This is a genomic window from Rhodanobacter hydrolyticus (genome assembly GCF_044904645.1).
Map to the genome: position 1 here is coordinate 512,390 of NZ_JADIKK010000007.1, position 23,004 is coordinate 535,393.

The 23,004-nt window shown below is 63.3% G+C and carries 19 protein-coding genes; 17 read left to right on the forward strand and 2 right to left on the reverse strand.

The window, feature by feature from the left end:
* Positions 1–30: 30 nt before the first annotated feature.
* From ISP25_RS02345 to ISP25_RS02415, 15 genes are all read left to right on the forward strand, one after another.
* A complete protein-coding gene (locus ISP25_RS02345) occupies positions 31–465 on the forward strand; it encodes an arsenate reductase/protein-tyrosine-phosphatase family protein (RefSeq protein ID WP_192157162.1) in 435 nt (144 codons plus the stop codon).
* A gap of 33 nt (positions 466–498) precedes the next feature.
* Positions 499–2,697, forward strand: a complete 2,199-nt coding sequence (locus tag ISP25_RS02350; RefSeq protein WP_192157161.1) for a polysaccharide biosynthesis tyrosine autokinase — start codon at positions 499–501, stop codon at positions 2,695–2,697.
* 184 nt (positions 2,698–2,881) lie between these two features.
* Positions 2,882–3,844, forward strand: coding sequence for a Gfo/Idh/MocA family protein (locus ISP25_RS02355; RefSeq protein ID WP_404612030.1), 963 nt, complete (start codon positions 2,882–2,884; stop codon positions 3,842–3,844).
* 12 nt (positions 3,845–3,856) lie between these two features.
* Positions 3,857–4,444: a UDP-2-acetamido-3-amino-2,3-dideoxy-D-glucuronate N-acetyltransferase gene (gene wbpD / locus ISP25_RS02360; RefSeq protein WP_404612032.1), complete on the forward strand. Its 588-nt coding sequence runs from the start codon at positions 3,857–3,859 to the stop codon at positions 4,442–4,444.
* The gene (locus tag ISP25_RS02365; protein ID WP_404612034.1) at positions 4,441–5,568 is read left to right on the forward strand and encodes a DegT/DnrJ/EryC1/StrS family aminotransferase; all 1,128 of its coding nucleotides are present in this window, start codon (positions 4,441–4,443) and stop codon (positions 5,566–5,568) included. Before wbpD ends, ISP25_RS02365 begins: the two co-directional genes overlap by 4 nt.
* Positions 5,544–6,035 carry an acyltransferase gene (locus ISP25_RS02370; protein ID WP_192157156.1) on the forward strand — a complete coding sequence of 164 codons (492 nt, stop codon included), beginning with the start codon at positions 5,544–5,546 and terminating at the stop codon, positions 6,033–6,035. The genes ISP25_RS02365 and ISP25_RS02370 overlap by 25 nt, the downstream gene beginning before the upstream one ends.
* 1 nt (position 6,036) lies before the next feature.
* A complete protein-coding gene (locus ISP25_RS02375; protein WP_404612036.1) occupies positions 6,037–7,254 on the forward strand; it encodes a hypothetical protein in 1,218 nt (405 codons plus the stop codon).
* Positions 7,251–8,555, forward strand: a complete 1,305-nt coding sequence (locus ISP25_RS02380; RefSeq protein ID WP_404612038.1) for a glycosyltransferase — start codon at positions 7,251–7,253, stop codon at positions 8,553–8,555. Before ISP25_RS02375 ends, ISP25_RS02380 begins: the two co-directional genes overlap by 4 nt.
* Positions 8,556–8,588: 33 nt before the next feature.
* Positions 8,589–10,046: a lipopolysaccharide biosynthesis protein gene (locus tag ISP25_RS02385; protein WP_404612040.1), complete on the forward strand. Its 1,458-nt coding sequence runs from the start codon at positions 8,589–8,591 to the stop codon at positions 10,044–10,046.
* 124 nt (positions 10,047–10,170) lie between these two features.
* Positions 10,171–11,457 carry a glycosyltransferase family protein gene (locus tag ISP25_RS02390; RefSeq protein ID WP_404612042.1) on the forward strand — a complete coding sequence of 429 codons (1,287 nt, stop codon included), beginning with the start codon at positions 10,171–10,173 and terminating at the stop codon, positions 11,455–11,457.
* On the forward strand, positions 11,454–12,773 hold the full coding sequence (locus ISP25_RS02395; protein WP_192157148.1) for a hypothetical protein: 1,320 nt from the start codon (positions 11,454–11,456) through the stop codon (positions 12,771–12,773). The genes ISP25_RS02390 and ISP25_RS02395 overlap by 4 nt, the downstream gene beginning before the upstream one ends.
* Complete coding sequence (locus ISP25_RS02400) at positions 12,770–13,855, forward strand: glycosyltransferase family 4 protein (RefSeq protein WP_404612044.1); 1,086 nt, start codon at positions 12,770–12,772, stop codon at positions 13,853–13,855. Before ISP25_RS02395 ends, ISP25_RS02400 begins: the two co-directional genes overlap by 4 nt.
* Complete coding sequence (gene asnB, locus ISP25_RS02405; RefSeq protein ID WP_404612046.1) at positions 13,855–15,822, forward strand: asparagine synthase (glutamine-hydrolyzing); 1,968 nt, start codon at positions 13,855–13,857, stop codon at positions 15,820–15,822. Before ISP25_RS02400 ends, asnB begins: the two co-directional genes overlap by 1 nt.
* A gap of 82 nt (positions 15,823–15,904) precedes the next feature.
* Positions 15,905–17,065, forward strand: coding sequence for a glycosyltransferase family 4 protein (locus ISP25_RS02410; RefSeq protein WP_404612048.1), 1,161 nt, complete (start codon positions 15,905–15,907; stop codon positions 17,063–17,065).
* A gap of 146 nt (positions 17,066–17,211) precedes the next feature.
* Entirely contained in the window at positions 17,212–18,651 is a 1,440-nt protein-coding gene (locus tag ISP25_RS02415) for a glycosyl hydrolase family 28-related protein (protein WP_404612050.1), read from the forward strand.
* Positions 18,652–18,736: 85 nt separating this feature from the next.
* Here ISP25_RS02415 and ISP25_RS02420 read toward each other — a convergent pair whose 3' ends face one another.
* Positions 18,737–19,720 (reverse strand): undecaprenyl/decaprenyl-phosphate alpha-N-acetylglucosaminyl 1-phosphate transferase, encoded by a 984-nt coding sequence (locus ISP25_RS02420; RefSeq protein WP_404612052.1) that lies wholly within the window; start codon positions 19,718–19,720, stop codon positions 18,737–18,739.
* Between the two features lie 15 nt (positions 19,721–19,735).
* Here ISP25_RS02420 and ISP25_RS02425 point away from each other — a divergent pair, with 15 nt between their 5' ends.
* Positions 19,736–20,119 (forward strand): hypothetical protein, encoded by a 384-nt coding sequence (locus ISP25_RS02425; RefSeq protein ID WP_404612054.1) that lies wholly within the window; start codon positions 19,736–19,738, stop codon positions 20,117–20,119.
* Between the two features lie 481 nt (positions 20,120–20,600).
* Here the strand turns inward: ISP25_RS02425 and ISP25_RS02430 are convergent, their stop codons facing one another.
* Positions 20,601–21,629, reverse strand: coding sequence for a polysaccharide biosynthesis/export family protein (locus tag ISP25_RS02430; protein WP_404612092.1), 1,029 nt, complete (start codon positions 21,627–21,629; stop codon positions 20,601–20,603).
* Positions 21,630–22,268: 639 nt separating this feature from the next.
* On the opposite strand from ISP25_RS02430, the gene ISP25_RS02435 reads away from it, so the two are divergent.
* The gene (locus ISP25_RS02435) at positions 22,269–22,619 is read left to right on the forward strand and encodes a hypothetical protein (protein WP_404612056.1); all 351 of its coding nucleotides are present in this window, start codon (positions 22,269–22,271) and stop codon (positions 22,617–22,619) included.
* Positions 22,620–23,004: the final 385 nt, after the last annotated feature.

Here is a 23,004-nt window from a genome sequence, read left to right on the forward strand (position 1 = left end):
TGACTTAGGATTCGGGAGTATGACGGCGCTGTGTTTGAGCGGATATTGATTGTCTGCATGGGTAATGTTTGCCGCAGTCCCACGGCAGAATACCTGTTTCGACAGCGCACGAGATCACGCCACGTTGCATTCAGCAGCGCGGGGCTCTATGCGCCTGCCGGAAGACCCATGGATGCGACTTCCCTGCAATTGCTCGCCGAAAGCGGCATTGACGGCACGTTGCATCGTGCCCGCCAGTTGACACCCGCCATGCTGCACGAGGCTGATTTGGTGCTTGGCATGGAAAAGAGTCATGTCGCAGCGATGATCCAACTTGCCCCCGAAATTCGCGGCAAGGTTTATCTGCTAGATAAATGGTTGAATGAAAACGATATACCCGACCCTTATCGCCAAGAGCGCATTGCATTCGAATACGTACACGAAATGATCACAAAAGGAGTGGATAGCTGGCAGCTTTATCTGTGATCCCTGTTCTCATGTCACGAGATGGTAATCCATATGACCGGCACCCTGGCCCCTCTGCAACGCGATAACGAAATCGATCTGAGCGAATTGCTTGGCACGCTTCGCGACAACAAGTGGCTTATCTGCCGCATTACCGTGATTTTTGTCGTACTCGGCATCATCTATGCTGTAGTTGCAACACCGATCTATCAAGCCACGTCGACAGCGCAGGTGGAACAGAAGGTTCCGGATCTGCCCGGCTTGAGCGCACTCAGCCAGACGCTGGGGGCGGAAGATCCCGAAGCAAGCACCCAATCGGCCTTGATCACTTCGCGCATGGTGGTCGGCGCAGTGGTCGACAAGCTCAAGCTCGCGGTCGAAAGCAGCCCGGAACGCTTTCCCCTGTTCGGCAATTTCATCGCCCACCTCTACGCCTCGCACAATGCCGGCAAGGTGGCGACGCCCTGGTTCGGAATGACCGGCTACGACTGGGGCGGCTCGAAGCTGGACATTTTCCAACTGGACGTACCCGACAATCTCCTGGACAAGCCGCTGACCCTGATCGCAGGCGAGAACGGCGGCTACATCCTGGTCGACGAGAAGGGAAACCTTCTGGTCACTGGCCATACGGGGGAATCCTCCACTGGCCAGGGCATAACCATCCAGGTCAAGACCCTGGTTGCCAATGAAGGCACCCACTTCCGCGTGTTCCGCCATCGCCGGCTGACGGTGACCAACCGGCTTCGCAAGGCCATCAAGGTCAACGAAGAGAGCAAGGATTCGGGCATCCTCGACATGACCTACGCCAACACCGATCCGGTGTTGGCGGCGAATGTGCTGCGGGAGGTGGGCGAGCTCTACGTGCGCCAGGACGTGGATCGCAATTCCGCGGAGGCGGCGAACAGCCTGGAGTTCGTGCGTGAGCAGCTCCCCAAGGTCCGCAGTCAGCTTGAAACGGCCACAGCGGCGCTTAACGCATACCAGCTCCGCGCTCGCTCGGTCGACATCAGCATGCAAACCCAAAGCCTGCTGGACCAGGAGGTCTCCATCCAGACCAACATCCAGCAGTTGCGCCTGCAGCAGGCGGACATGCAGCGCCAGTACACACCCGAGCATCCGGCCTACAAGGCCCTGATGAAACAGATAGGCCAGCTGGAGGCGCAGAAAGGCGGGATAGACAAGCAGGTCGGCAACCTGCCGAATACCCAGCAGGAGCTGTTGAAACTGACCCGCGATGTGCAGGTGAGCAACGACACCTACACCGGCCTGCTCAACCAGGCCCAGCAACTCGACATCGCCCGCGCGGGCACGGTCGGCAATGTACGGATCATCGACAGCGCGGCGGTGGACGTCACACAGCCGATATGGCCGAAGAAGACCATCGTGGTGCTCGGCAGCGCGTTCCTCGGTGGCTTCGTGGCGCTCTTGTGCGTCTTCATACGGCAGGCGCTCAACCGTGGCATCGAAGATCCGGCCGTCATCGAAAACATCGGCCTGCCCGTGTATGCCTCCATCCCGGTCAGCCTGCGGGAGCAGGCATTGCACGACAAGCGCGTCCGCGGATACGGCAAGCAACGCCTGCTGGTCATGGACGCGCCGGCTGACATGGCCACCGAGGCCTTGCGGAGCTTGCGCACCAGCCTGCATTTCGCCCGCCTTGAGGCGAAAAACAACGTGCTGATGATCACCGGTTCCAGTCCGGATGTCGGCAAGACGTTCGTCTCCGCCAACCTCGCCACCCTGGTCGCCCAGGGCAACCAGCGCGTGTTGCTGATCGACGGCGACATGCGCATGGGGTCGCTGCACAGAATCGTGGGCTGCCAGGCCGGGGTCGGCCTTTCCGAATTGATCTCGGGCCAGACCGACCTGGAAGCGGCAATACAACCGGTCGCTCCGTCCTCGCACCTGCACTTCATCGGCCGCGGCAAGATTCCGCCGAACCCTTCCGAGCTGTTGATGAACTCCCGTTTCTCCACGCTGCTCGACCACGTGAAGAAGGTGTACGACCTAGTCATCATCGACACTCCGCCGATCCTGGCGGTGACCGATGCGGCCATCATCGGCCACCATGCAGGCACCGCCCTGATGGTGGTGCGCTTCGGGCTCAACCAGGTGCGCGAAGTCGCCTTGGCACGGCAACGCTTCGAGCAGAACAACATCCACCTCCGGGGCGCCATCTTCAACGCCGTGGAGAAGCGCAGCAGCGGCTACTACTCCTACGCCTACTACGGCGTCGGCAAGGCGACCGCATGAGAAAAGCCCGCCTCGAAGCGACGACAACCGATGTCAGGTACGGCCAGCCGCGCAGGCGCACAGCGACACAGGGTCGGGCGCGCTGCAACTGCGCATGGCGACCGCCGCAAACCCGCCGCCCGTGGACAGAAGCATCCATCGCACATGGGCCGGCAGAGACCGCGCAGCCCCAGGACCCGTTTTCATGACCACTCCGTCGAAGAACTTCGCCCTTATCGGTGCAGCCGGCTACATCGCTCCCCGCCACATGCAGGCCATCAAGGCCACCGGCAACCGGCTACTGGCCGCCTTCGATCCGAACGATTCGGTCGGCGTCATCGACAGCCACTTCCCCGATGCCGATTTCTTCACCGAGTTCGAACGCTTCGACAGGCACGTCGATCTGCGCCGGCGCGCCGGCGATGGCGGCCAGATCGATTACGTCTCCATCTGTTCGCCGAATTACCTGCATGACTCGCACATGCGCTTCGCCTTGCGTTCCGGCGCACATGCGATCTGCGAGAAGCCGCTGGTACTCAATCCGTGGAACATCGATGGTCTGCGGGAAATTGAGCGAGAGACCGGCAAGCGCGTCAATACGATCCTGCAATTGCGCCTGCACCCGGCGATCATCGCCCTGCGCAACCGGGTCCGGCATGGACGACGCGACACCAAGCACGAAGTGGACCTTGCCTACGTCACCTCGCGCGGCCACTGGTATCTGCAAAGCTGGAAAGGCGATCAGAAGAAGTCCGGCGGCATAGCCACCAACATCGGCGTGCACTTCTTCGACATGCTGCACTACATCTTCGGCGCGTTGCAGGCCAACGTCGTGCACCTGCGCAGCGACACGAAGGCGGCGGGCTACCTGGAATACGAAAACGCCCGCGTGCGCTGGTTCCTGTCGGTGGACGTCGAAGACGTGCCCATTCCGGTGCGCGAAAGCGGGCAACGCACCTATCGATCGATCACGGTGGACGGCGAGGAGATCGAGTTCTCTGGCGGCTTTGCGGACCTGCATAACCGCAGCTACGAAGAAATCCTTGCAGGCCGTGGTTTCGGCCTCGATGAAAACCGCGTCGCCATCGAAACCGTGTCGACGATCCGCACCAGCGGCATCGTTTCCGCGGCGAACGACGGCCACCCTTCTCTGCAACGGCGAGCCTGAAGAGCGAACAGCATGGACCACTACCAGCACCCTTCTGCCATCGTCGACGAAGGCGCCCGGATCGGCGCGGGCTGCCGCGTATGGCATTTCGTGCACGTCTGCGGCGGCGCCCGCATCGGCAGGGACGTCTCGCTCGGCCAGAACGTATTCGTCGGCAACAAGGTAGTTATCGGAGACCACTGCAAGATCCAGAACAACGTGTCGGTATACGACAACGTGACGCTCGAGGAAGGCGTCTTCTGCGGTCCGAGCATGGTCTTCACCAATGTCTACAACCCACGCTCGCTCATCGGGCGCAAGGACGAATACCGCGACACCCTGGTCAAACGGGGCGCCACGCTGGGTGCGAACTGCACCATCGTCTGCGGCATCACCATCGGCGAGTTCGCCTTTGTAGGCGCCGGAGCGGTCGTCAACCGGAACGTGCCCGCGTATGCCCTGATGGTAGGCGTGCCGGCACGGCAAGTCGGGTGGATGAGCGAGTTCGGCGAGCAGCTCCCCCTGCCGCCGGACGGACGTGGCGAAGCCATCTGCGCGCACACCGGCGCACGTTATGTGCTGAGAGGGCGGGTGCTGCACAAGGAGGAGCCCGCCGCGTGATCGACTTCATCGACCTCAAGGCCCAGCAGGACCGCATCAAGGATCGCCTCGATGCCGGCATCGCCCGCGTGCTGGCACATGGCCAGTACATCCTCGGGCCGGAAGTGACCGAACTGGAAGTGAAACTTGCCGCCTTCGTGGGCGCCAGGCACTGCATCAGCTGCGCAAACGGAACGGACGCGTTGCAGATCGCGCAGATGGCGTTGGGCGTCGGCGCCGGCGATGAGGTCATCATGCCCGGCTTCACCTACATCGCCACCGCGGAGACGGTTGCGCTGCTGGGCGCGCGGCCGGTCTACGTGGACATCGACCCGCGTACCTACAACCTCGATCCAACCGGGCTCGAAGCGGCGATCACCCCGCGGACGCGCGCGATCATTCCCGTTTCGCTTTACGGGCAGTGCGCGGATTTCGACGCCATCAACACGATCGCGAACAAGCATGGCATCCCGGTGATCGAAGACGCCGCGCAGAGTTTCGGCGCGCTCTACAAAGGTCGTCATTCGTGCAACCTGAGCACCGTCGCCTGCACCAGCTTCTTCCCCAGCAAGCCGTTGGGTTGCTACGGCGACGGCGGCGCACTTTTCACCAACGACGACCGACTTGCCCTAGTGATGCGGCAGATCGCGCGTCACGGCCAGGATCGCCGCTACCACCACATCCGCGTCGGCGTGAACAGCCGGCTGGATACGCTGCAAGCGGCCATCCTGCTGGCCAAGCTGGAAGTATTCGAAGACGAAATCGGCATGCGGCAACAGGTCGCAGCCCATTACGATGCGCTGATCGCGCGAGCCGGCATCGCCGCTCCGCCCCATGTCGAGCCGCACAACTCCAGCGTCTACGCCCAATACACCATCTGCGTGGACGAACGCGAATCACTGCAGGCGCAACTGAAGGACGCGGGCGTTCCCACCGCGGTGCATTACCCGATTCCGATCAACAGACAACCGGCGGTCGCGGACGCCGGCGCGCGCCTGCCGGTGGGCGACGACGTGGCCGCACGGGTGCTCAGCTTGCCCATGCACCCGTATCTGACGGAACCGCAGGCAAACCTGGTCGTGGGAAAGCTCGTCGCGGCATCGATGAAACAGGTCCGGACATGCTCGATCTCCTTGCCAGGTTGATAAGCGGCTCGGTCGATTGGGCCCAGCGCAGGAGCCACGCCCGACGGATGCGCGGGTACGGCGGCATATCGCCGCGCGCCACGATCGGCCTGGGCTCGAAACTGATCGGCCCCAAGCAAAATTTCCTGGTCGGCGAGATGAGTTATCTCAACCAGGCGCATCTCTCGTGCGGACCGCATTCCAGGGTCGTCATCGGCCGCAGCTGCGCCATCGGCTACAACGTGTCGATCAAGGCGATCACCCATTCGCTGGGCAAGCCGACCAACAACGCAGCGGGCCCGATCATCCATCTGGAGCGCGACATCGTCATCGGCGACGACTGCTGGATCGGCGACAACGTCTATATCCGTGAAGGCGTCACGCTGGGCAACAACGTGATCGTCGGCGCCAATTCCGTGGTCACGCGATCGGTACCGGACAACCGGGTGATTGCCGGCGTCCCTGCGCGAGTCATCAAGGAGCTGTGACATGCATGCAGCGTTCACCCCACCCGCGCCCCCGCTCGAGCCTGGCGATATCAGTGGCAGCTTTCCGGACGAGCAAACGCAAACCGTGGTCGCGGAAAAGGCGGAATCGGCACGCATGAAGAAAATCATCTTCGGCAAATGCTATGCGTTTTCCGGCGATGCGGACCTGGAAATTCTGCTCGCGGAAACCCTAAATCTGTACGCGGACGCCGGCAGCCGGAGGCCCGACGTAAACATCCGCATCGGCAAGACCATGCCCGCGCACAAGCCCTTCGCGATCAACCCGAAGGCCCACGAGACATTCGCGCACGGGATGCTGACCTCGTTCCCCGCGGTCGACGTCTACTGGAAACGCGACGACGGCGAGTCCCTGGAGGTGGACGTCGTCATCAAGGCGCGGCACGGCATCCGGCGCATGCTGCACAACCTGCTGTCGATGGAGTACTCGCGCAAGGTCGAGGACTTCGAGCAGATGTTGCATGAGTTCGTGCTCGCGCCCTCATCCTATTTCTTCAAGGATGTGGCGCTGATCCACGCCGCGTCCGTGACGATAGGCGGAAAAGCCTGCCTGCTCGCCGGCACCAGCGGGGTCGGCAAGTCTTCGCTCGTGCTTGCGCTGAGGAATCGCGAGGATGTCGGTTTCGTCAGCGACGACATCGTCGTCGTGTCCGACGCCGCCCAGGTCACCGGCAACATGGCTTGGCCGAAGATCTACGGCTACAACTGCAGCAGCCCTGCGATGAAGAAGGAAGTTCTCGCGGGCCGCGGATGGATCGACCGCATCCATTTCAATATCAAGAACCGCATGAATTCCGCCAAGGTGCGACGCAAGATGTCGCCCGACCGGTTGTATCGCCATGTGGATCCCGCTTCGGCGCCGCTGTCCTGCCTGTACTACGTGATACGCGAAGACGTGCCCGCGATATGCATGTCGGAGCTGAGCCTGGCCGACAGCGTCGACATGACGATCGCCGTCATCAGCGCCGAATACAGCGTCTTCCACGACCATCTCTACTGGGAGCAATACAACGCGCTGGTCACGGCGCACCCGCCGATGCTGACGATGGAAGAAGTCACCGCGAACTGGCGGCGGGTGCTGACGGCAAGCCTTGCCACGGCCGGTCGCTTCAAGATCAGCATTCCCTTCAAGGTGGACCACACGGTCTACCAGAGCAGCGTGACCGACATCGTCGTGGCGGACATGGTTGCGCGGCCATGAAGATCGTCATCCTGACCAACGCCTACCCCTATCTTCCCGGTGAGCAGTTCATCGAGGACGAGATCGGCTATTGGGCCACGTGCGCCGGCGTCAGCGTGACGTTGCTGCCCGCGCTCGCGGCGGGGACGCCGCGCCCGATACCTGCCGGCATCTCGATCGATCTTGGCATGGCGCGCTCCACGAAACTCGGGCGGCTGTGGTTCATGCTGCTGGCGCTGTGCTCCGCGATCTTGCGACGCGAGCTGGGTTACCTGCACCGGTCGCGGAAGACGAGCCCGCACACCGTCGCACGAGCTCTGCTGCATACGTCCAAGGTGCTGGAGCAGGCGGCGCAGCTGCGGCGATACGCCCGGGCGCACGGTCCGGCAGACGTGGCCTATTGCTACTGGAACGAAACGCAGGCCTACGCAGCCGTGCTTGCCAGGGATGCAGGCGCGGTGCGCAGGGTCGTCTCCCGCGTGCACGGTTTCGATCTGTACGAAGCGCGCCGCAGGGACGGCTACATGCCGCTGAAGCGCCAGTTCATTGCCGCCTACGACGCGATCTTCGCACTGTCGAGCGAGGCACGCGCCTACCTGCAGCAGACCTACGGCGCAGCGCCGGGGAACGTCCGCATCGCACCACTGGGCGTGCCGCTGGCCGATGGGCTTGCGCGCCCGAGCGCGACGGGGCACCTGCATGTGGTGTCGGTTTCCTTCTGCCTGCGGGTGAAACGGCTGGACAAGATCGTGGGAGCCGTTGCCCTGCTTGGCCGCCGTCACCCGGAGATCAGCCTGACCTGGACGCATATCGGCGGCGGCCCGTTGCTGGAAGAGATCACGGCGCTGGCGAAGGCGCAGTTGAACGGCCTGAAAAACATTGTCTGCGCTTTCCTCGGCGAACTGCCCAACCATGCCGTCAAGGTGTATTACCTTGATACCCCGGTGGACATGCTGATCAACGCCAGCGAATCCGAAGGTGTTCCGGTTTCCATCATGGAAGCCATGAGCGCGGGGGTGCCGGCCGTCGCCCCCGACGTGGGCGGCATTTCCAGCCTGGTATCCGATCGCTGCGGCGCGCTGCTGGGGCCCTGCCCCGACGTGCAGGAAATCGCCGAAGCGATGGAGCGGGTGGCGTTCGCGGACGGACGCGATGCCCGGCGCGCGCATGCGCGCCAGACGATCGAGGCCGGTTTCGATGCCGCCCGGAACTACCGGGATTTCGTCGCGGACGTGATCGCCATCGGCGCATCCGGCGACAGGCAACCGGCGCCGCCGCTTCGCCCGGCTGCATACCGGATCCGACAGGCGACAAGACGGTGATCGTGACAACAGCTCAACTACACAGGTCGACGGGTGAACATACGAACCGTACTGGCATTTGCCATCGGCCCCATCGCCACCGCCGGGCTTGGCCTGGTGACGGTGCCGGCGATTGCCTGGGTCTTTCCTCCCGCCGACGTGGGGCGATTGAACATCGTGCAGATCGCGGTGTCGTTCGGCGTCCTGCTGTTCAACCTCGGGCTCGATCGCGCCTATGTGCGGGAATACCACGAATGGAGCGATCGCGGGGCTTTGCTGAAAGCCTGCTTCGCTCCGGGATTCGTGCTGTTGCTGCTGGCGATGCTGGTCACGCTGCCGTTCGACGCGCGCCTAACCGACTGGCTGTTCGGCCTTGGGCATGCCGCGTATTACTGGACGCTCGTGGCCTGCGTGATCGTGAGTTTCATATCCCGGTTTCTGTCGCTCATCCTGCGCATGCAGGATCGCGGGATGGCGTTCTCCCTGAGCCAGGTATTGCCCAAGGTGGTCCTGCTGCTGGCGGTGGGCATGCTGGCGCTGCCGGCCTTCTCGAAGTCGTTCGGCGCCCTGGAGGCGGCCTATCTGGCTTCCTTGCTGTCCGTCCTGCTCGCCTACAGCGCGAATACCTGGCGCGAGTGGAGTCCGGCCTTGCTGGCCCCGGTTTCCCGCACACAGGTCCGCGGCCTGGTCGGCTACGGCGTGCCGCTGATCTTTGCCGGTGTGGCCTACTGGGGGCTGGATGCCACCAGCACGCTGGCCCTGCGTTCGCTCTCGACCCTGCCGGAACTGGCGATCTATTCGGTATCCATGAGCTTTGCCGGTGTGGGCGTGGTCTTCCAGACGATCTTCACCGTGCTGTGGGCGCCGATGGTCTACAAATGGGTGGCCCGTGGCGTGGACATGCGACGGGTCGATCACATCGCCCAGCAGGCACTGGCGGTGGTCTGCACCATCTGGGTCCTGAGCGGCGCCTTGTCGTGGCTGACCGACTTCGTGCTGCCAGCGCATTACTCCCAGGTGAAGTACCTGATGCTGTGCTGCATCGGCGAGCCGCTGCTCTACACCCTCTCCGAGGTGACCTGCGTGGGCATCGGGATCACCCGCCGGTCCATGCTGTCGCTGTGGTCCACCGCCGCCGGACTGGTCGTCAATGTCGCCCTCAGCGTGTGGCTGGTGCCGGGCCATGGCGCTGCCGGCGCCGTCGTGGCCAACGCCATCGCGTTCCTGGTTTTCTTCGTGGCGCGGACCGAAGCTTCGGCCTACGTCTGGCGGCCCTTCCCGCGAGCGCGGCTGTATGCGTTCGTCACCGTCGGCGTGGGCCTTTCCATCGCCACGCTGGTGTACGGCCCTCGCGTCGCCGTCCATTTCAGCCTGGTCTGGGTGGCGCTGCTTCCGGTCGTCGTCTGGTGCTTCCGCAACGAATGGAACTACATGTACCGCTCGTTGCTCGATGCGCTCAAGGCGAAGCGCAGCTACCCGCAGCCGAGCGAAGAACCCGAGGCTCTGTCATGACCAGGCCCGCGCACCGTTGCGTGCCGCGCTGCCACGACGGGTCACGCCGGCTTCCTGCAGCAATGTTGCCGTGCGGCCTTGCCACTGCGCCTAGCGTGGCCACCACGGCCAAGTCGAGGCCACGATGATGGCGAAGATCAATGTGTTCGTCTTTGCGGCGCATCACCTGGCCGGCAACATCGCCGCGCAACGGTTCAAGGGTCTGTTGAAGTATCTGGACCCGGCGAAATACCGGATCTTCGTATTCGCCCGCGAACCCGCAGCGGGAGTGAGCGCGAGCGCGTCCACGGCAACGTCGACCGCCGACATCACCGTCTTCCCGTTGCCGGGACACTGTGTGGGCAGCGAGTCTTCTACCGCGGCCTCGCTGCTCACCATGGCGTCGGCCTTCCTGCGCCCGCTGCCGTTCCTGCTTTCCGGGAGCGCCGAACGCGGGCAGCCGTGGCTGGTCAACGCACTGGCGGCGGCCGATCGGCTCTGCGTCGAAAAACGCGATGCGGGCGAGCGCTGCGTGGCCATTGGCACGTATTCGCCGATCGACTCCCTGGTCGCCGCCGCGAGCCTGGCCAGCAGACATCGCATCGGCTGCCTGCAGGACTTCCGCGACGGGCTCGTATTCGAACCACTGGGCAAGCCCGGCTCGCTGCGGACCTGGGTGCGCAGCCTGGTCGAAGGGCGCGTGGTGGCCGCTGCCGACCTGATCACCTCGGTAAGCCCTCCCCTCGTCGCGGATTTCCAGCGGCGCTATCCAGGCAAGGCCGCGGCGATCCTGCCCAACGGCTACGACCCGGCCGACTTCGTCGCCGCGGACAAGCCCATCGATGACGATACGCGGGTCGCCGCCATGCTTGCCCGGCACGTCCCGGCCGGCGCACGACTGATAGGGCATTTCGGGCGCATCGGCGCCAGCGACGGATCGGCCTCGAAGAGCCTCGATTTCTTCGTCGACGCACTCAACGAGTCCCCGGCGGTGGTGGCCGGCAATCACGTGATGTTCGTCGGCGAACTGACGGCGGCCGAGCGCGCGACGCTGGAACGGGCCAGATTTTCGGTCAGTGCGCCCGGGGCAGTCGAACGTACGCTGGCGCTCCAGCTCATGCAGCGCTGCGACAAACTGCTGCTGCTGACCGGCTCCCGTGCCAGCTGCGCCACCGGCAAGCTGTTCGAGTACCTCGCCGCCGGAGCGGACATCGTCTGCGTTTCCGGCGTGCGCAACGCGGCTACCGCCATCCTCGCCGAGACGGGAGCAGGCTGCAGCGTGCTGACCAGTGCGGGAGCATCGGCCGGCGAGGCCTTGCGCTCCGCGTTGTCGCCCCGCCCTGCCGACACGCACCGCGACATCAGTCCCTACAGCAAGCAGTCGCAGGCCGGCATGCTCGATCGCTGGATCTCGGACATGGTGCACTCATGAGCTATGCACACGATCCATCGTCGACATCGTCGGCAGATCTGTTCCTGCCACCGGCGGCGCTATCCGGCGCTGGCAGATACCGGATCACCGTGGGCCACATGTTCCTGGGCACGGCTTTCCTGCTGTTGTTCCTTGCCGTGGTCATACCGAACTCCTTGCCGGTTCCCACCGCGGTGGTGATGGGTCTTGCGTTCCTGCTGGCGCTGCCGGGACTGCGCATCGGCAACGGCTTCAGGAACCTGCTGGCGATGTATGCCTGCACCGTGATCGTGACGATCGCCTACCTCGTCGTGGGCGGCATGCACGATGCGCCACTGCTCGCCATTGCCCAGGTGACGGCGATCTACATCCTTTCGCCCCTGGCGTGGACGGTCATTGCCGAAGCCTTGCTGAGGCGGCTCGGAGCCGAAAAGCTGATCGGCTGGTTCGTCCTGCTGAGCCTGCTTTGCGCCGTGAGCGTGGCCTTGTTCTTCTACCTCTACTTCAGCCGTGGCGCTGCGGCCGTGGCTTTCTTCTTCCAGGGCGCCAACATCAATCAAAACGAGGGATTTTCCGGCGCCACCATGCATGTGTATGGCTCGCTGATCTTCCTGTGCGGTGGCTTCTTCAGTTCGCCCGAACTCATCAGGAGGCGATTGCTGCGGTTGACCCTGCTGGCGGCGCTGCTGATCTGCGCACTCACTTCCGGCCGCTCCGCGCTGATCCTCTCGGTGCCGATGGGCTGGTTGCTGGGCATGATGCTGGCATCGCGCACGACCGAAAGCCCGCATCGCTCGCCGCTCATCAGGATCATCCGCTATGGCCTGCCCATGGTGGTCGCAACGGTGGCCGCGCTTGCCCTGCTGCAGGCCTACACGAAAATCGACCTGAGCACAGTGTTGAACGTCGTCACGGACAAGCTCGCCTCGGGCGGCGGCATGGCCCGGGTGCAGATGGGGCATTCGCTGTTCGCGGGCGTTCTCGACAACGGCGGTCTGGGCTCCGGCCAGGGCGTCGGCGTCCCGTACGTCAGCGACCCCATCCATCCCTGGCGCTACGAACTGGTGTGGCTGGCCACGCTCTACCGGGTCGGAATACTCGGCACGGTGATCTACGCGTTGCCGTTTGTGCTCTATATCCTCATGGCGCTCCGGCTGGCGCTCATCCGTCGCCTTCCGACACGGCACAAGTTCATGTTCTGCGGCCTGGTCTGTGCGCTGCTCGCGACCAACACGAACCCCTATATCGAGGCCTTCGCCTTCCAGTGGATGTACGTCGTCCCGCTGGTGGCACTGTTCATCGAGTATCCGGAATGCCTCAGGAAGGCACCCGAATGAGGCGCCTCAAGGTGCTGCTGTTTTCCAGGTATTCGAGGCGGGGGCCAAGTACCCGGCTACGCAGCCTGCAGTATCTGCCCCTGCTGCGCGATCGTGGCATCGACGTGGAGGTGCATGCGCTGTTCCCCGATGCCTATCTCGAGCGGCTGTATGGCGACCGCCCCTCCTCCGCGCGGCGCATCGCATGGCAATACTACGCCCGGCGGATCAGACAGACCCTGCGTCGCGACACGCACGATCTCGCCTGGGTCGAGGGCGAGCTCTTCCCCTATCTGCCGCACTGGCTCGAGTCGCTGCTCGCGCGCTCCGCCAGGCCGTACGTCGTGGACTACGACGACGCGCTGTTCCACAAGTACGACATGTCGTCCAGTCCGCTGGTCCGGCGCGTGCTGGGCCGCAAGATCGACCAGGTCATGCGCGGATCCGCCTGCGTGATCGCCGGCAACCACTACCTCGCCGCACGCGCCGCGCAGGCAGGTGCCACGCGGATCGAGGTCATTCCCACCGTCGTTGACGAGCATCGCTACACCGTGGTGAACCACGTCGACGAAGGGCGGCCGGTCATCGGCTGGGTCGGCTCGCCGGCCACCGAGGAATACCTGCTGGACAACCGCGACGTGCTGGAGCAGGTCTGCGCCAAACACAACGCCCGCCTGCTCCTGGTCGGACCGCGAACGGAGGTCGCGGGCCAGTTCGGCAGCCTGGTGCCAGAGGTGGTGGCGTGGTCCGAGGACAGCGAGGCCGACATGATCGCCCGGATGGATATCGGCATCATGCCGTTGCGCGACGGCCCGTGGGAGCGTGGCAAGTGCGGCTACAAGATCATCCAGTACATGGCGTGCGGCCTGCCGGTGGTCGCTTCAACGGTCGGCGCGAACGTCGACATCGTGCGGCACGGCGAGAACGGCTTTCTGGCGACGGGGACGGATGCATGGCGTCATGACCTCGAGCAGCTGATCCTCAGCCGGCGGCTGCGCACGCGCATGGGCCTGGCAGGGCGCGCGCGCGTCGAGAACGAATACAACGTGACCGTGCAGGCATCACGGCTCGCGAACGTGCTGCACAGCGCGGGAGGCCACTGATGTGCGGCGTGGCCGGCTTCTGGCAGCCGGGTGGCGGCACGCGGGACTCCCTGCTGGAACAGGTGCGGTCGATGTCGACGCGCTTGATCCATCGCGGGCCCGACGACGGCGGCAACTGGTGCGACGAATCGGCGGGAATCGCATTGGCCCAGCGACGCCTGTCCATCCAGGATCTCTCGCCTGCCGGCCATCAACCCATGCTCTCGGCCTGCGGACGCTACGTCGTCGTGTTCAACGGCGAAATCTACAACCATCTCGACCTGCGCCAGCGGCTGCTTGCGGAAGGCGCGGCACCGGCGTGGCGGGGGCATTCGGATACCGAGACCCTGCTCGCATGCTTCGCCGCCTGGGGCGTCGAGCGAACCCTGCACGTCTGCGTGGGGATGTTTGCGTTCGCGCTGTGGGATCGCCAGCAGCGGGCCCTCACGCTCGCACGCGACCGCATGGGCGAGAAGCCGCTGTACTACGCATGGCAAGGCCATACCTTGCTGTTCGGTTCGGAGCTCAAGGCCCTGAAGGCGCATGCGGCCTTCCGGGCGGATGTCGACCGCGACGCACTGGCCTTGCTGCTGCGCCACGATTGCATCCCTGCGCCGTATTCCATCCACCGGGGCGTCTTCAAGCTTCGTCCCGGGCATCTGCTGCGCATCGCCGCCGATACGCCCCGAGATGCGGCACCCGAGGCGTATTGGCGCTACAACGATGCCGTTCGCGCAGGCCTCGGCAATCCGCTCCCGGGCTCGGACGCCGAAGCGATCGATGCGCTAGAGGAACAACTCGGCGCCAGCATCAGCGCGCAGATGCTGGCCGACGTGCCGCTGGGCGCGTTTCTCAGCGGCGGCATCGACAGCAGCACCGTCGTGGCCCTGATGCAGGCGCGCAGCAGCCGCCCCATCAGGACCTTCACCATGGGGTTCGGCGAGGCCGGCTACGACGAGGCCGCACACGCCAAGGCGGTGGCCAAGCACCTGGGTACCGAGCACACCGAGCTCTACGTGCGCCCCGACGATGCCCTGGCTGTCATCCCGAAGCTCCCCTCGATCTTCTGCGAACCCTTCAGCGACAGCTCGCAGATTCCCACCTTCCTGGTCAGCCAGCTGACCCGCCGCGAAGTGACGGTGGCCCTGAGCGGCGACGGCGGCGACGAGCTCTTCGGCGGCTACAACCGTTATCTCGGAGCCCGCACGACCTGGGAACGGATGCGGCGCCTGCCGCCGTTCGCGCGGACCGCCGGCGCCGGGATCCTGCGCTCCGTATCGCCGGATGCATGGAACCGGTGGTTCGAGCGCATCAAGCCGTTGCTGCCGAAGCGTTGGCACGTGGCCACACCGGGCGACAAGGCGCAGAAGCTGGCCGGCGTGCTTCCGCTGTCGAGCGGCCACGCTTTTTTCCTCCACCTCGCCAGCCAGTGGAAGAACCCGGGCGGCATCGTGATCGGCGCGCACGAACCGACAACCCTGCTGACCGATCCCGATGCATGGCCGGACACCAAAATCCTGGCGCAATGGATGATGGCGATGGATGCGCAGAGCTACCTCCCCGACGACATCCTGGTGAAGGTCGATCGGGCTGCGATGGCCAATAGCCTGGAGACTCGTGTGCCCATGCTCGACCACCGCGTGGTCGAACTGGCATGGCGCGTCCCCTTGCACCAGAAGATACGCGACGGCGAAGGCAAATGGCTGCTGCGCCAGGTGCTGTACCGACACGTGCCCAGGGAGCTGGTCGAACGGCCCAAGATGGGTTTCGGCATCCCGCTCGACAGCTGGCTGCGCGGCCCGCTGCGCGACTGGGCGGAAGCACTGCTCGACGAGAATCGACTGCGCCAGGAAGGTTATTTCCATCCGGCACCGATCCGGCAGAAATGGAACGAACACCTGAGCGGCCGCCACAACTGGCAGCACCATCTATGGCCGGTGCTCATGTTCCAGGCATGGCTGGATGAAAACCGGGGGACATCGCCATGACGTCGCCGCGCACAAACCGCGCGCCCCGCCCTCCCGTTCGCGGACTGCCCGGTGCGCCCGCCGTCCAGCAGGAGACACACCCGTGAAAGCTGTCCTGTTCGCCAATACGGACTGGTACCTCTACAACTTCCGCCGCTCGCTGGCGATGTCGCTGCGACGGCAGGGATACGACGTCCTGCTGATTTCCCCGCCGGGGCCTTATGGAGCGAAGCTCCGCGCCCTGGGCCTGCGGTGGGAGCCCTTGCCGATGGCGCGGCGCAGCCTCAATCCGCTGCGCGAAGCGGCGCTGCTATGGCATCTTGTCCGTCTGTTGCGGCGCGAGCAGCCGGTGCTGGTGCACGGATTCACCATCAAGTGCGCCGTATATGGCTCATTGGCGGCGCGGCTTGCCGGTGTCCCGGCCCGGGTGAATGCGGTGGCAGGCATGGGCTATGTGTTCACCAGCTCGCAGATGAAGGCGCGATTGCTGCGCCCGGTGGTGCGTGGCTTGCTGCGCCTCGCGCTTGGTGGTCGCGGCGCGCGGCTCATACTGCAAAACGCGGACGACGTCGCGTTGTTCCAGCAGGCCGGCCTGGTCGATCCACAACACATCCGCCTGATTCGCGGCTCGGGGGTGAATTGCGCGCAGTTCGCCCTGGCAACACGTACGCGAAGCGCGGACGACGAACGCCCGCGTGTACTGCTGGCATGCAGGCTGCTCTGGGACAAGGGTCTCGACGAATTCGTCAACGCCATCCGGCAGCTACGCCTCCAAGGCTGTTCCCTCCATGCCCTGCTCGCCGGCACGCCGGATCCCGGCAACCCTGCCACGGTTCCGGAAGCAACGATACGAGGCTGGGTGGCAGAGGGGCTCGTCACCTGGCTCGGTCACGTCGATGACATGGCCGGCCTGCTCGCTTCGGTCGATGTCGTGGTGCTGCCGAGCTATCGGGAGGGATTGCCCAGGACGCTGGTCGAAGCCGCCGCCTGTGGACTCCCCTTGATCACCACGGACGTACCGGGCTGCCGCGAAGTGGTGACCGACGATGTCGACGGTTTGCTGGTCCCCAAGGGCAACAGCGAAGCGCTGGCGCATGCCATCCGGCGAGTGCTGGAAATCCCCGGGCTCGCGCAGCGGCTGGGCGAGGCGGCCCGCCTCAAGGCGCGGACGCAGTTCGATGAACACATCGTCATCGAGCACACCTTGGAAGTCTATGCCGAATTGTGCGATCCGCTGGCGGCGCCGGCCGAGTCGTCCCCATAGAAATCCACCTTCGTGCCGTACGCATCCCGCCGCGACACAGCACATGCGCCGTTCGGAGAACCGCATCCCCGCCAAGGAATCGACTGCCGAGTTTGGCCGGGACCACACCTGCCTTCCCCCGGCCATACACGATCGGAGACTCTGCCATGCCATCCTCGCCGCAAGTGACGAATGTCCTGGACTTCCTGCCCGCGACGGAACACGCCGCCCTCCGCGCGGGCAGCAGCTCGTACGATTGCACCAGCGGCATCCAGGCGGCCATCGACAAGGGCGGCAGCAAGGTCTTCGTACCCGCCGGGGTCTATCCCGTAAAGCAACTCAACCTCAAGTCGGACATCGAGCTGTACGGCGATGGACAGACCAGCGAGCTGCGGGCGTACGACAGTTCGCTGGCCTGCGAATTCATGCTCGCCACCTATGTCCGCGATGGCGGCAGCGCCAATGTCGCGGACAACATGCGAAACATCCGTCTGCACGATCTCAAACTCAACGGACGCGTGGCGGAGTTCGGCTACCAGCAGTACTTCTATCTGCTCGCCGTCAACGCCACCTCGGACCTGACCGTCGAGCGGGTGAGCTTCTATGGCTTTCGCGGCGACGGCATGTATGTCGGCTCGGGCACGCTCCGCAGCACCGAACGCCACAACCAGCGCATCACCGTGCGCGACTGCGTGTTCGACGGCGCGGTGAAGGACAACCGCAACGGCCTCTCCATCATCGATTGCGATCAGCTGACGGTGGAGAACTGCCTGTTCCAGAACATCGGCAACGCGAAACTCTCTCACTCGGTGGGCGGCATCGATTTCGAGCCGGATCACCCGTGGAGCGTGTATCGGCACGTGACCATCGCGCAATGCAGGTTCATCGATATCGACACCGTGAACACGGCAGGCATCACGTTTTTCAACGGCCGTCAGGCCGGAGACAACATCCACGACTGGGTCGTGTCCGATTGCCAGTTCAAGAATTGCTATTGGGGCATCGATACCGCGACGAAAGCCAAGACTATCGCGGATGTCGCCGACAACCTCTCCGTGCTCAACTGCCACTTCCTCAATTCGATCCGCGTCGACATCGCGGTCAACGGCCTGAGCGGCACCCAGGTCAGCGGATGCACCTTTCAGCGCTCGCCAGCGGGATCCGGACCGGGCGGCGATGCGGTCAGGCTGGGATCCTTCGCTTATCGGACCAGCGAAAACGCCATCAACACGGTGATCACGGGCAACACGTTCATCGGCATACGCCCGCAGATGGGAGCGATCGGCGTGCTTGGCGCCAACCGGGTGGTATGCGCAGGAAACGTATTCATCGACATCTACGGCTCTTGCATCAACTTCGCCGAAGACAATACCCCGGACAACAGCCGGGACATCGAAGCGGTGATCATCTCCGGAAACAAGGTCAGGCGCAGCAGGGGCTCAGCACCCGGTGCCGCCGTGATGTCATTCCTCAGCACGAGCAGGCAGATGCGCATCACCCGCGGCAATCTGGTGGTGAAGCATTCCATCGAGTACGCCAACGACATCGAAAGCGGCGTAACCACGATCGCGGACGGGGCATCGATCCAATTGGTCGGACTCAAGTGAGCGCGGCCGTCCGATAGCCGCCGCATAGTGCGTCGCCTCATCCACCCAGCGCAGCAGATTTCGAGGCCCGATTGACCGCGCAAGATCAACGCCGGTCGGCGCGCTCTACCGCGCGGCGGAATGCCTCTGTTTCGCTACCTCCGTTCTCCACCCGGTGGTCCCTGCCTCGCGCAGCTAGGCCGGAGGCCGCGGAGTGCCGCTCCGCCTCCAGCGAATGGATCTTCGCCCCCGGTCCCGGACGCGGGGCAAATGCGCCTTGCCGACGCGCCTCCTGGCGCAGCCACATGCGCATGACTGTCGCCATGTAGACGCCGAGAATCAGGCAAAACGCCATGAGATTCGCGCCCGCCGAATGATCCACGCTGCTGACGATCGCACCGATCGACGCCAGGCCCGCCGCAAGCATGACGAGCGTGGCCAAGGTGGCGCGCGGCCCCAGGCCCGCCCCCAGCAGGATATGGTGGATATGGCCACGATCCGGCTTGAACGGCGAGCGGCCCTCGCGCATGCGCCGGCACATCACCGCAAGCGTGTCGAACACCGGCAGCGCCACGCACCACAACACGTCGATCGGCGACAAATGCGTCTGTGGCAGCTGGCTCAAGCGGATGAGCGCCCAGGCCAGCAGGTAGCCGACCAGTGTGCTGCCCGCGTCGCCCAGGAAAACCTTTCCGCCCAGGAGACCGAGGTTGACGGCCAGATAGGGCAGCGTTGCCGCAGCCAGCAGGGCCAGCAACATGATGATCCCACGCAAGGAAGTAGGAGAAGCAAACAGGACGACGGCGGCAATGCTGACCAGGGTCAGACTGCCGGCAAGACCGTCGATGCCGTCCATCATATTGAACGCATTCACCAGGCCGATGACGGCGACTACGGTCATCGGTACGCCAAGCCAGCCAAGCACCACGTCGTGGCCGAAAAGATGCCCCAGCGTGTGGATGTACACGCCAGTGCTGGAGATCACCGTCAGTATCACGATGGTCTGCGTCAGCAGACGATCGCGAACGCTGAGGCCAAAGCGATCATCCAGCGCGCCAAGCAGGGCAAGCACTGCGGCGGTTCCGAGCAAGACTCCCTCGAACCCGTGGAAGGCACCGTAGCAGGCGGCTCCTGCGACCATCCCGATGAAAATCGCCAGACCGCCCACCAGCGGTATTTCGCCAAGATGCTGCTTGCGGTGATCCGGGTGATCGACCAAGCCAAGCACTATGGCAAACGGACGCATAACAGCAATGGCTACCGCAGATGTGGATGCGGCTACCAAACCATCGAGAACCAATCGCAGTTCCAGCATGAGACCTTCGCCTCCTACCCATCTCGAGCGGTCCCCCAAGGTCCGAGCGAGTTCATGTTGTGGATGGTCCAGCCGGCGAGCGGCAAAGGCCTTGACGGCCTGCTATCTACGAACCGCGAATACGACTGGCCGATATTTCATGCATGCCTGGATCAATCCAGTAAAAATAAATGACACGACAGCAACTGCTATGAAAAAGGAAATGGCACTCACGCCAGGCCTTCGAACCTAGCATCTTTAAGATGACAAATCTTGTACAGCGTGAATGTCTTATTCAGACAAGACCGGTTTATATAAGCGCCGCATGAACCGCTTGTTCAAATGGTGTTTCGGGAGATCCAGCTCTTCCGTGATTTAGCGACCCAGATGCACGAATTGCCATGAATTCCTTAATCTCCAGACGGCTCCGCAAAAGCTAAAAAAAATTCGCCAGAGCCAAGATGCGATCAGGCCACGCCGTATAAGTGACCCATCCATGCCTCTTCAGGAAAGGTGGTGCGACACGCATTTCGATGCGATTGGAGCATCGGATTCCGTATGCGCCTCGCCCGTGGCCTCGACTGCGCCCTCGAACCTTGGCCATCAACACGCGAACGGCGGTGATGACCAAGGTTCGAGTCCAACCCGACGATGACCCGGCAGATTCAGGATCGCCTTAATGGGTCGCGCTGTAATTCGCAGCGGCAGCGCTGGTAACCAGAGTCGCCGAAGGCAGCAGCTGGCTCAGGAAGCGGTTCCAGCGGGTAATGCCGGCCGCGCCGACGAATATGACGTCGCCCGGCTTCAACTTGAAGCCGTCTCCGAGGGCGAATGCCGCCGGCGAGCGTGCATCAAGCTGGAAGACCTTGGCCGGAGCGTTCTTCAGATCGTCCGCACCGCGAACGACATAGACTGCCCGGCCATTGGCCGTGACCGGATTGAGCCCCCCTACACGGCCCAGTGCCTGGGTCAGCGTGATATAGGGAAGCGACCTGAAGGTGACCGCCTGAGGGCGCATCACTTCGCCCATCACGTACACCTCCTCGGAATCGTTGTAGGCAAGCAACAGACGATCTCCGGCCTTCAGGTAAATGTCTTTCGCCAGACCCCGGCTGTCGTACAAGGCGGCAAGATCCAGGTGGTAGTTCTGCCCATCGCGGTTGAGTATCAGACCCGACATGTTGGCCTGATCGGAATTGATGGTTGCCGTTCCGAGCGCCTGCCCCAAGGTCAACGGAACCGCTGTGATCGACTGTGGGTCGGTCTTCATGAAGGCGCCCTGGAACGTCACATGCTGGCTGTTGTAGCCGACGATACTGACGTCCACCTGCGGCTTCTCCACATACTTCCCTATCTTCGATTCGATGGCCTGGCGCACCTCTTCGATGGTCATGCCAGCGACCTTGATGGAGCCCACATAGGGATAAAACAGGGTGCCGTCCGAGCGCACCAGGCGACCATTGGCCGCGGTCTGCTGTTGCGTGCCCGCCGGTGAAGTCAGTTCCGGGTGATCCCAGACGGTGATGTAAAGCGCGTCTCCCGGCCCGATGCGATAAGGACCCGGTTGATAAGACAGCAGCGCCTCCGGCACCGATGCAGTCAACATCGGCGATTGATTCTCCGCCAATAGCTGCGGAGTAATGGTTACCAGCTGTATTTGGCTGTTATCGGTCGGCGTGCCGCGAACCAGGCCCTGCCCGGACATATTTTGCCCTGGCGACCATACACAACCGCTGGCCAGCAACGCGAAGCCAAGAACGGTAAAGGCACAAGTCTTTTTCATGATCAACATGTCCTCGAATATTCGATTTGCCGGGAATAACTGAACAGTCAGCTGGCGGCGCTCATAATCCCGCACTTGTATTTTTCGCCCGCACAGAAGCTCCTCGGAAGGCGGAAATCCGCCTTTCGATGGCAACCAGCCGAATCCGATCACTTAAATCAATTGCCGCGTAGAAAACCAGCCGCTGCGGGTGAAAGATCACAGCGCCACATTCCGTGATGCCATACAGGACGTGAAAGAAGCATCACAATCGCCAATCACATTTAGAAGCCGTACACCTAATTACGCCGTCAACCAAAAATCCCTTTATATCGGTCCCAACCTATTCCCTATTACAAAATATCGTGCACCCGGCGTCACCGTCATGGCCACCTCGTCTGTCGGCTCCAGGACGTCGAGAACAGAATTTTCGAATTGCCCCGAACTTGCATGCAGCTGACCGCAAGCCGAGCGGGACGAGCCCTCTATTCCGGGCATCCATGTTGCTGACAAATTTTTGTCCCTAGATGACTCGCAGTGCCACCGCGCGCTCGATGCCCACGATGTGCCGAGAAGCCTGCCGTGCCATTCGAGGATCGGCGCGCCGAACCAGGACGGGTGCCACTCGCCGCAATTCACCGGTATTCGAACCCGATCGCGATGCCCGACGGCAAATTCCTGCTCCGTATCACATGGCGTGAAGTCCAGGCGCGCATATGCTGCGGTTTGGCACGATACTGGCATCATGCAAGCACCCTAAGCAGCCTGTCCAGCCAAATCATTGCGGATGCAAAACATTATGGAAAACAACGAGAAGAAGCCGTTCTGGGGGAAAAATTCCCGCGGATTCTGGCTCATTGTTTGCCTGACGATCAGTGCGGTGGCGGGCTGGGCAATGTTTCAAATGGGCATTCTCCATTGATCCTGGATTAGGGCTCGGGCCGCAAAGCCGTTGCAAGCCGGTTCGTCGCAGCGCCAGGCGCTCGCGGGCGCACATCGAAGCGATGGTCTGTGACGCATCGGCTCGATGGTCGAAGCGCGCTACGCATCCCGGCAGTCGCAAGTGCGGTGGATATGCAGCAATGACGCGCGCAACGAATTGAAGTAATTGCCGCCCAATCGAACGACATTGCACATTAACTCGAGATGACTTCATCTCGGCCGCAGGATCCTACACGTCCTCCGCACGATATACCTTCGCATAGTCGGCACCGCGCTCGCCTCAGCGCAAGCGTGCGTCCCCGTCGATCGGCCGACACGCGCTGCATGCGCATCAGACGCTACCCAAAACACCTCGGGATGACTGTATGCGGAAGCT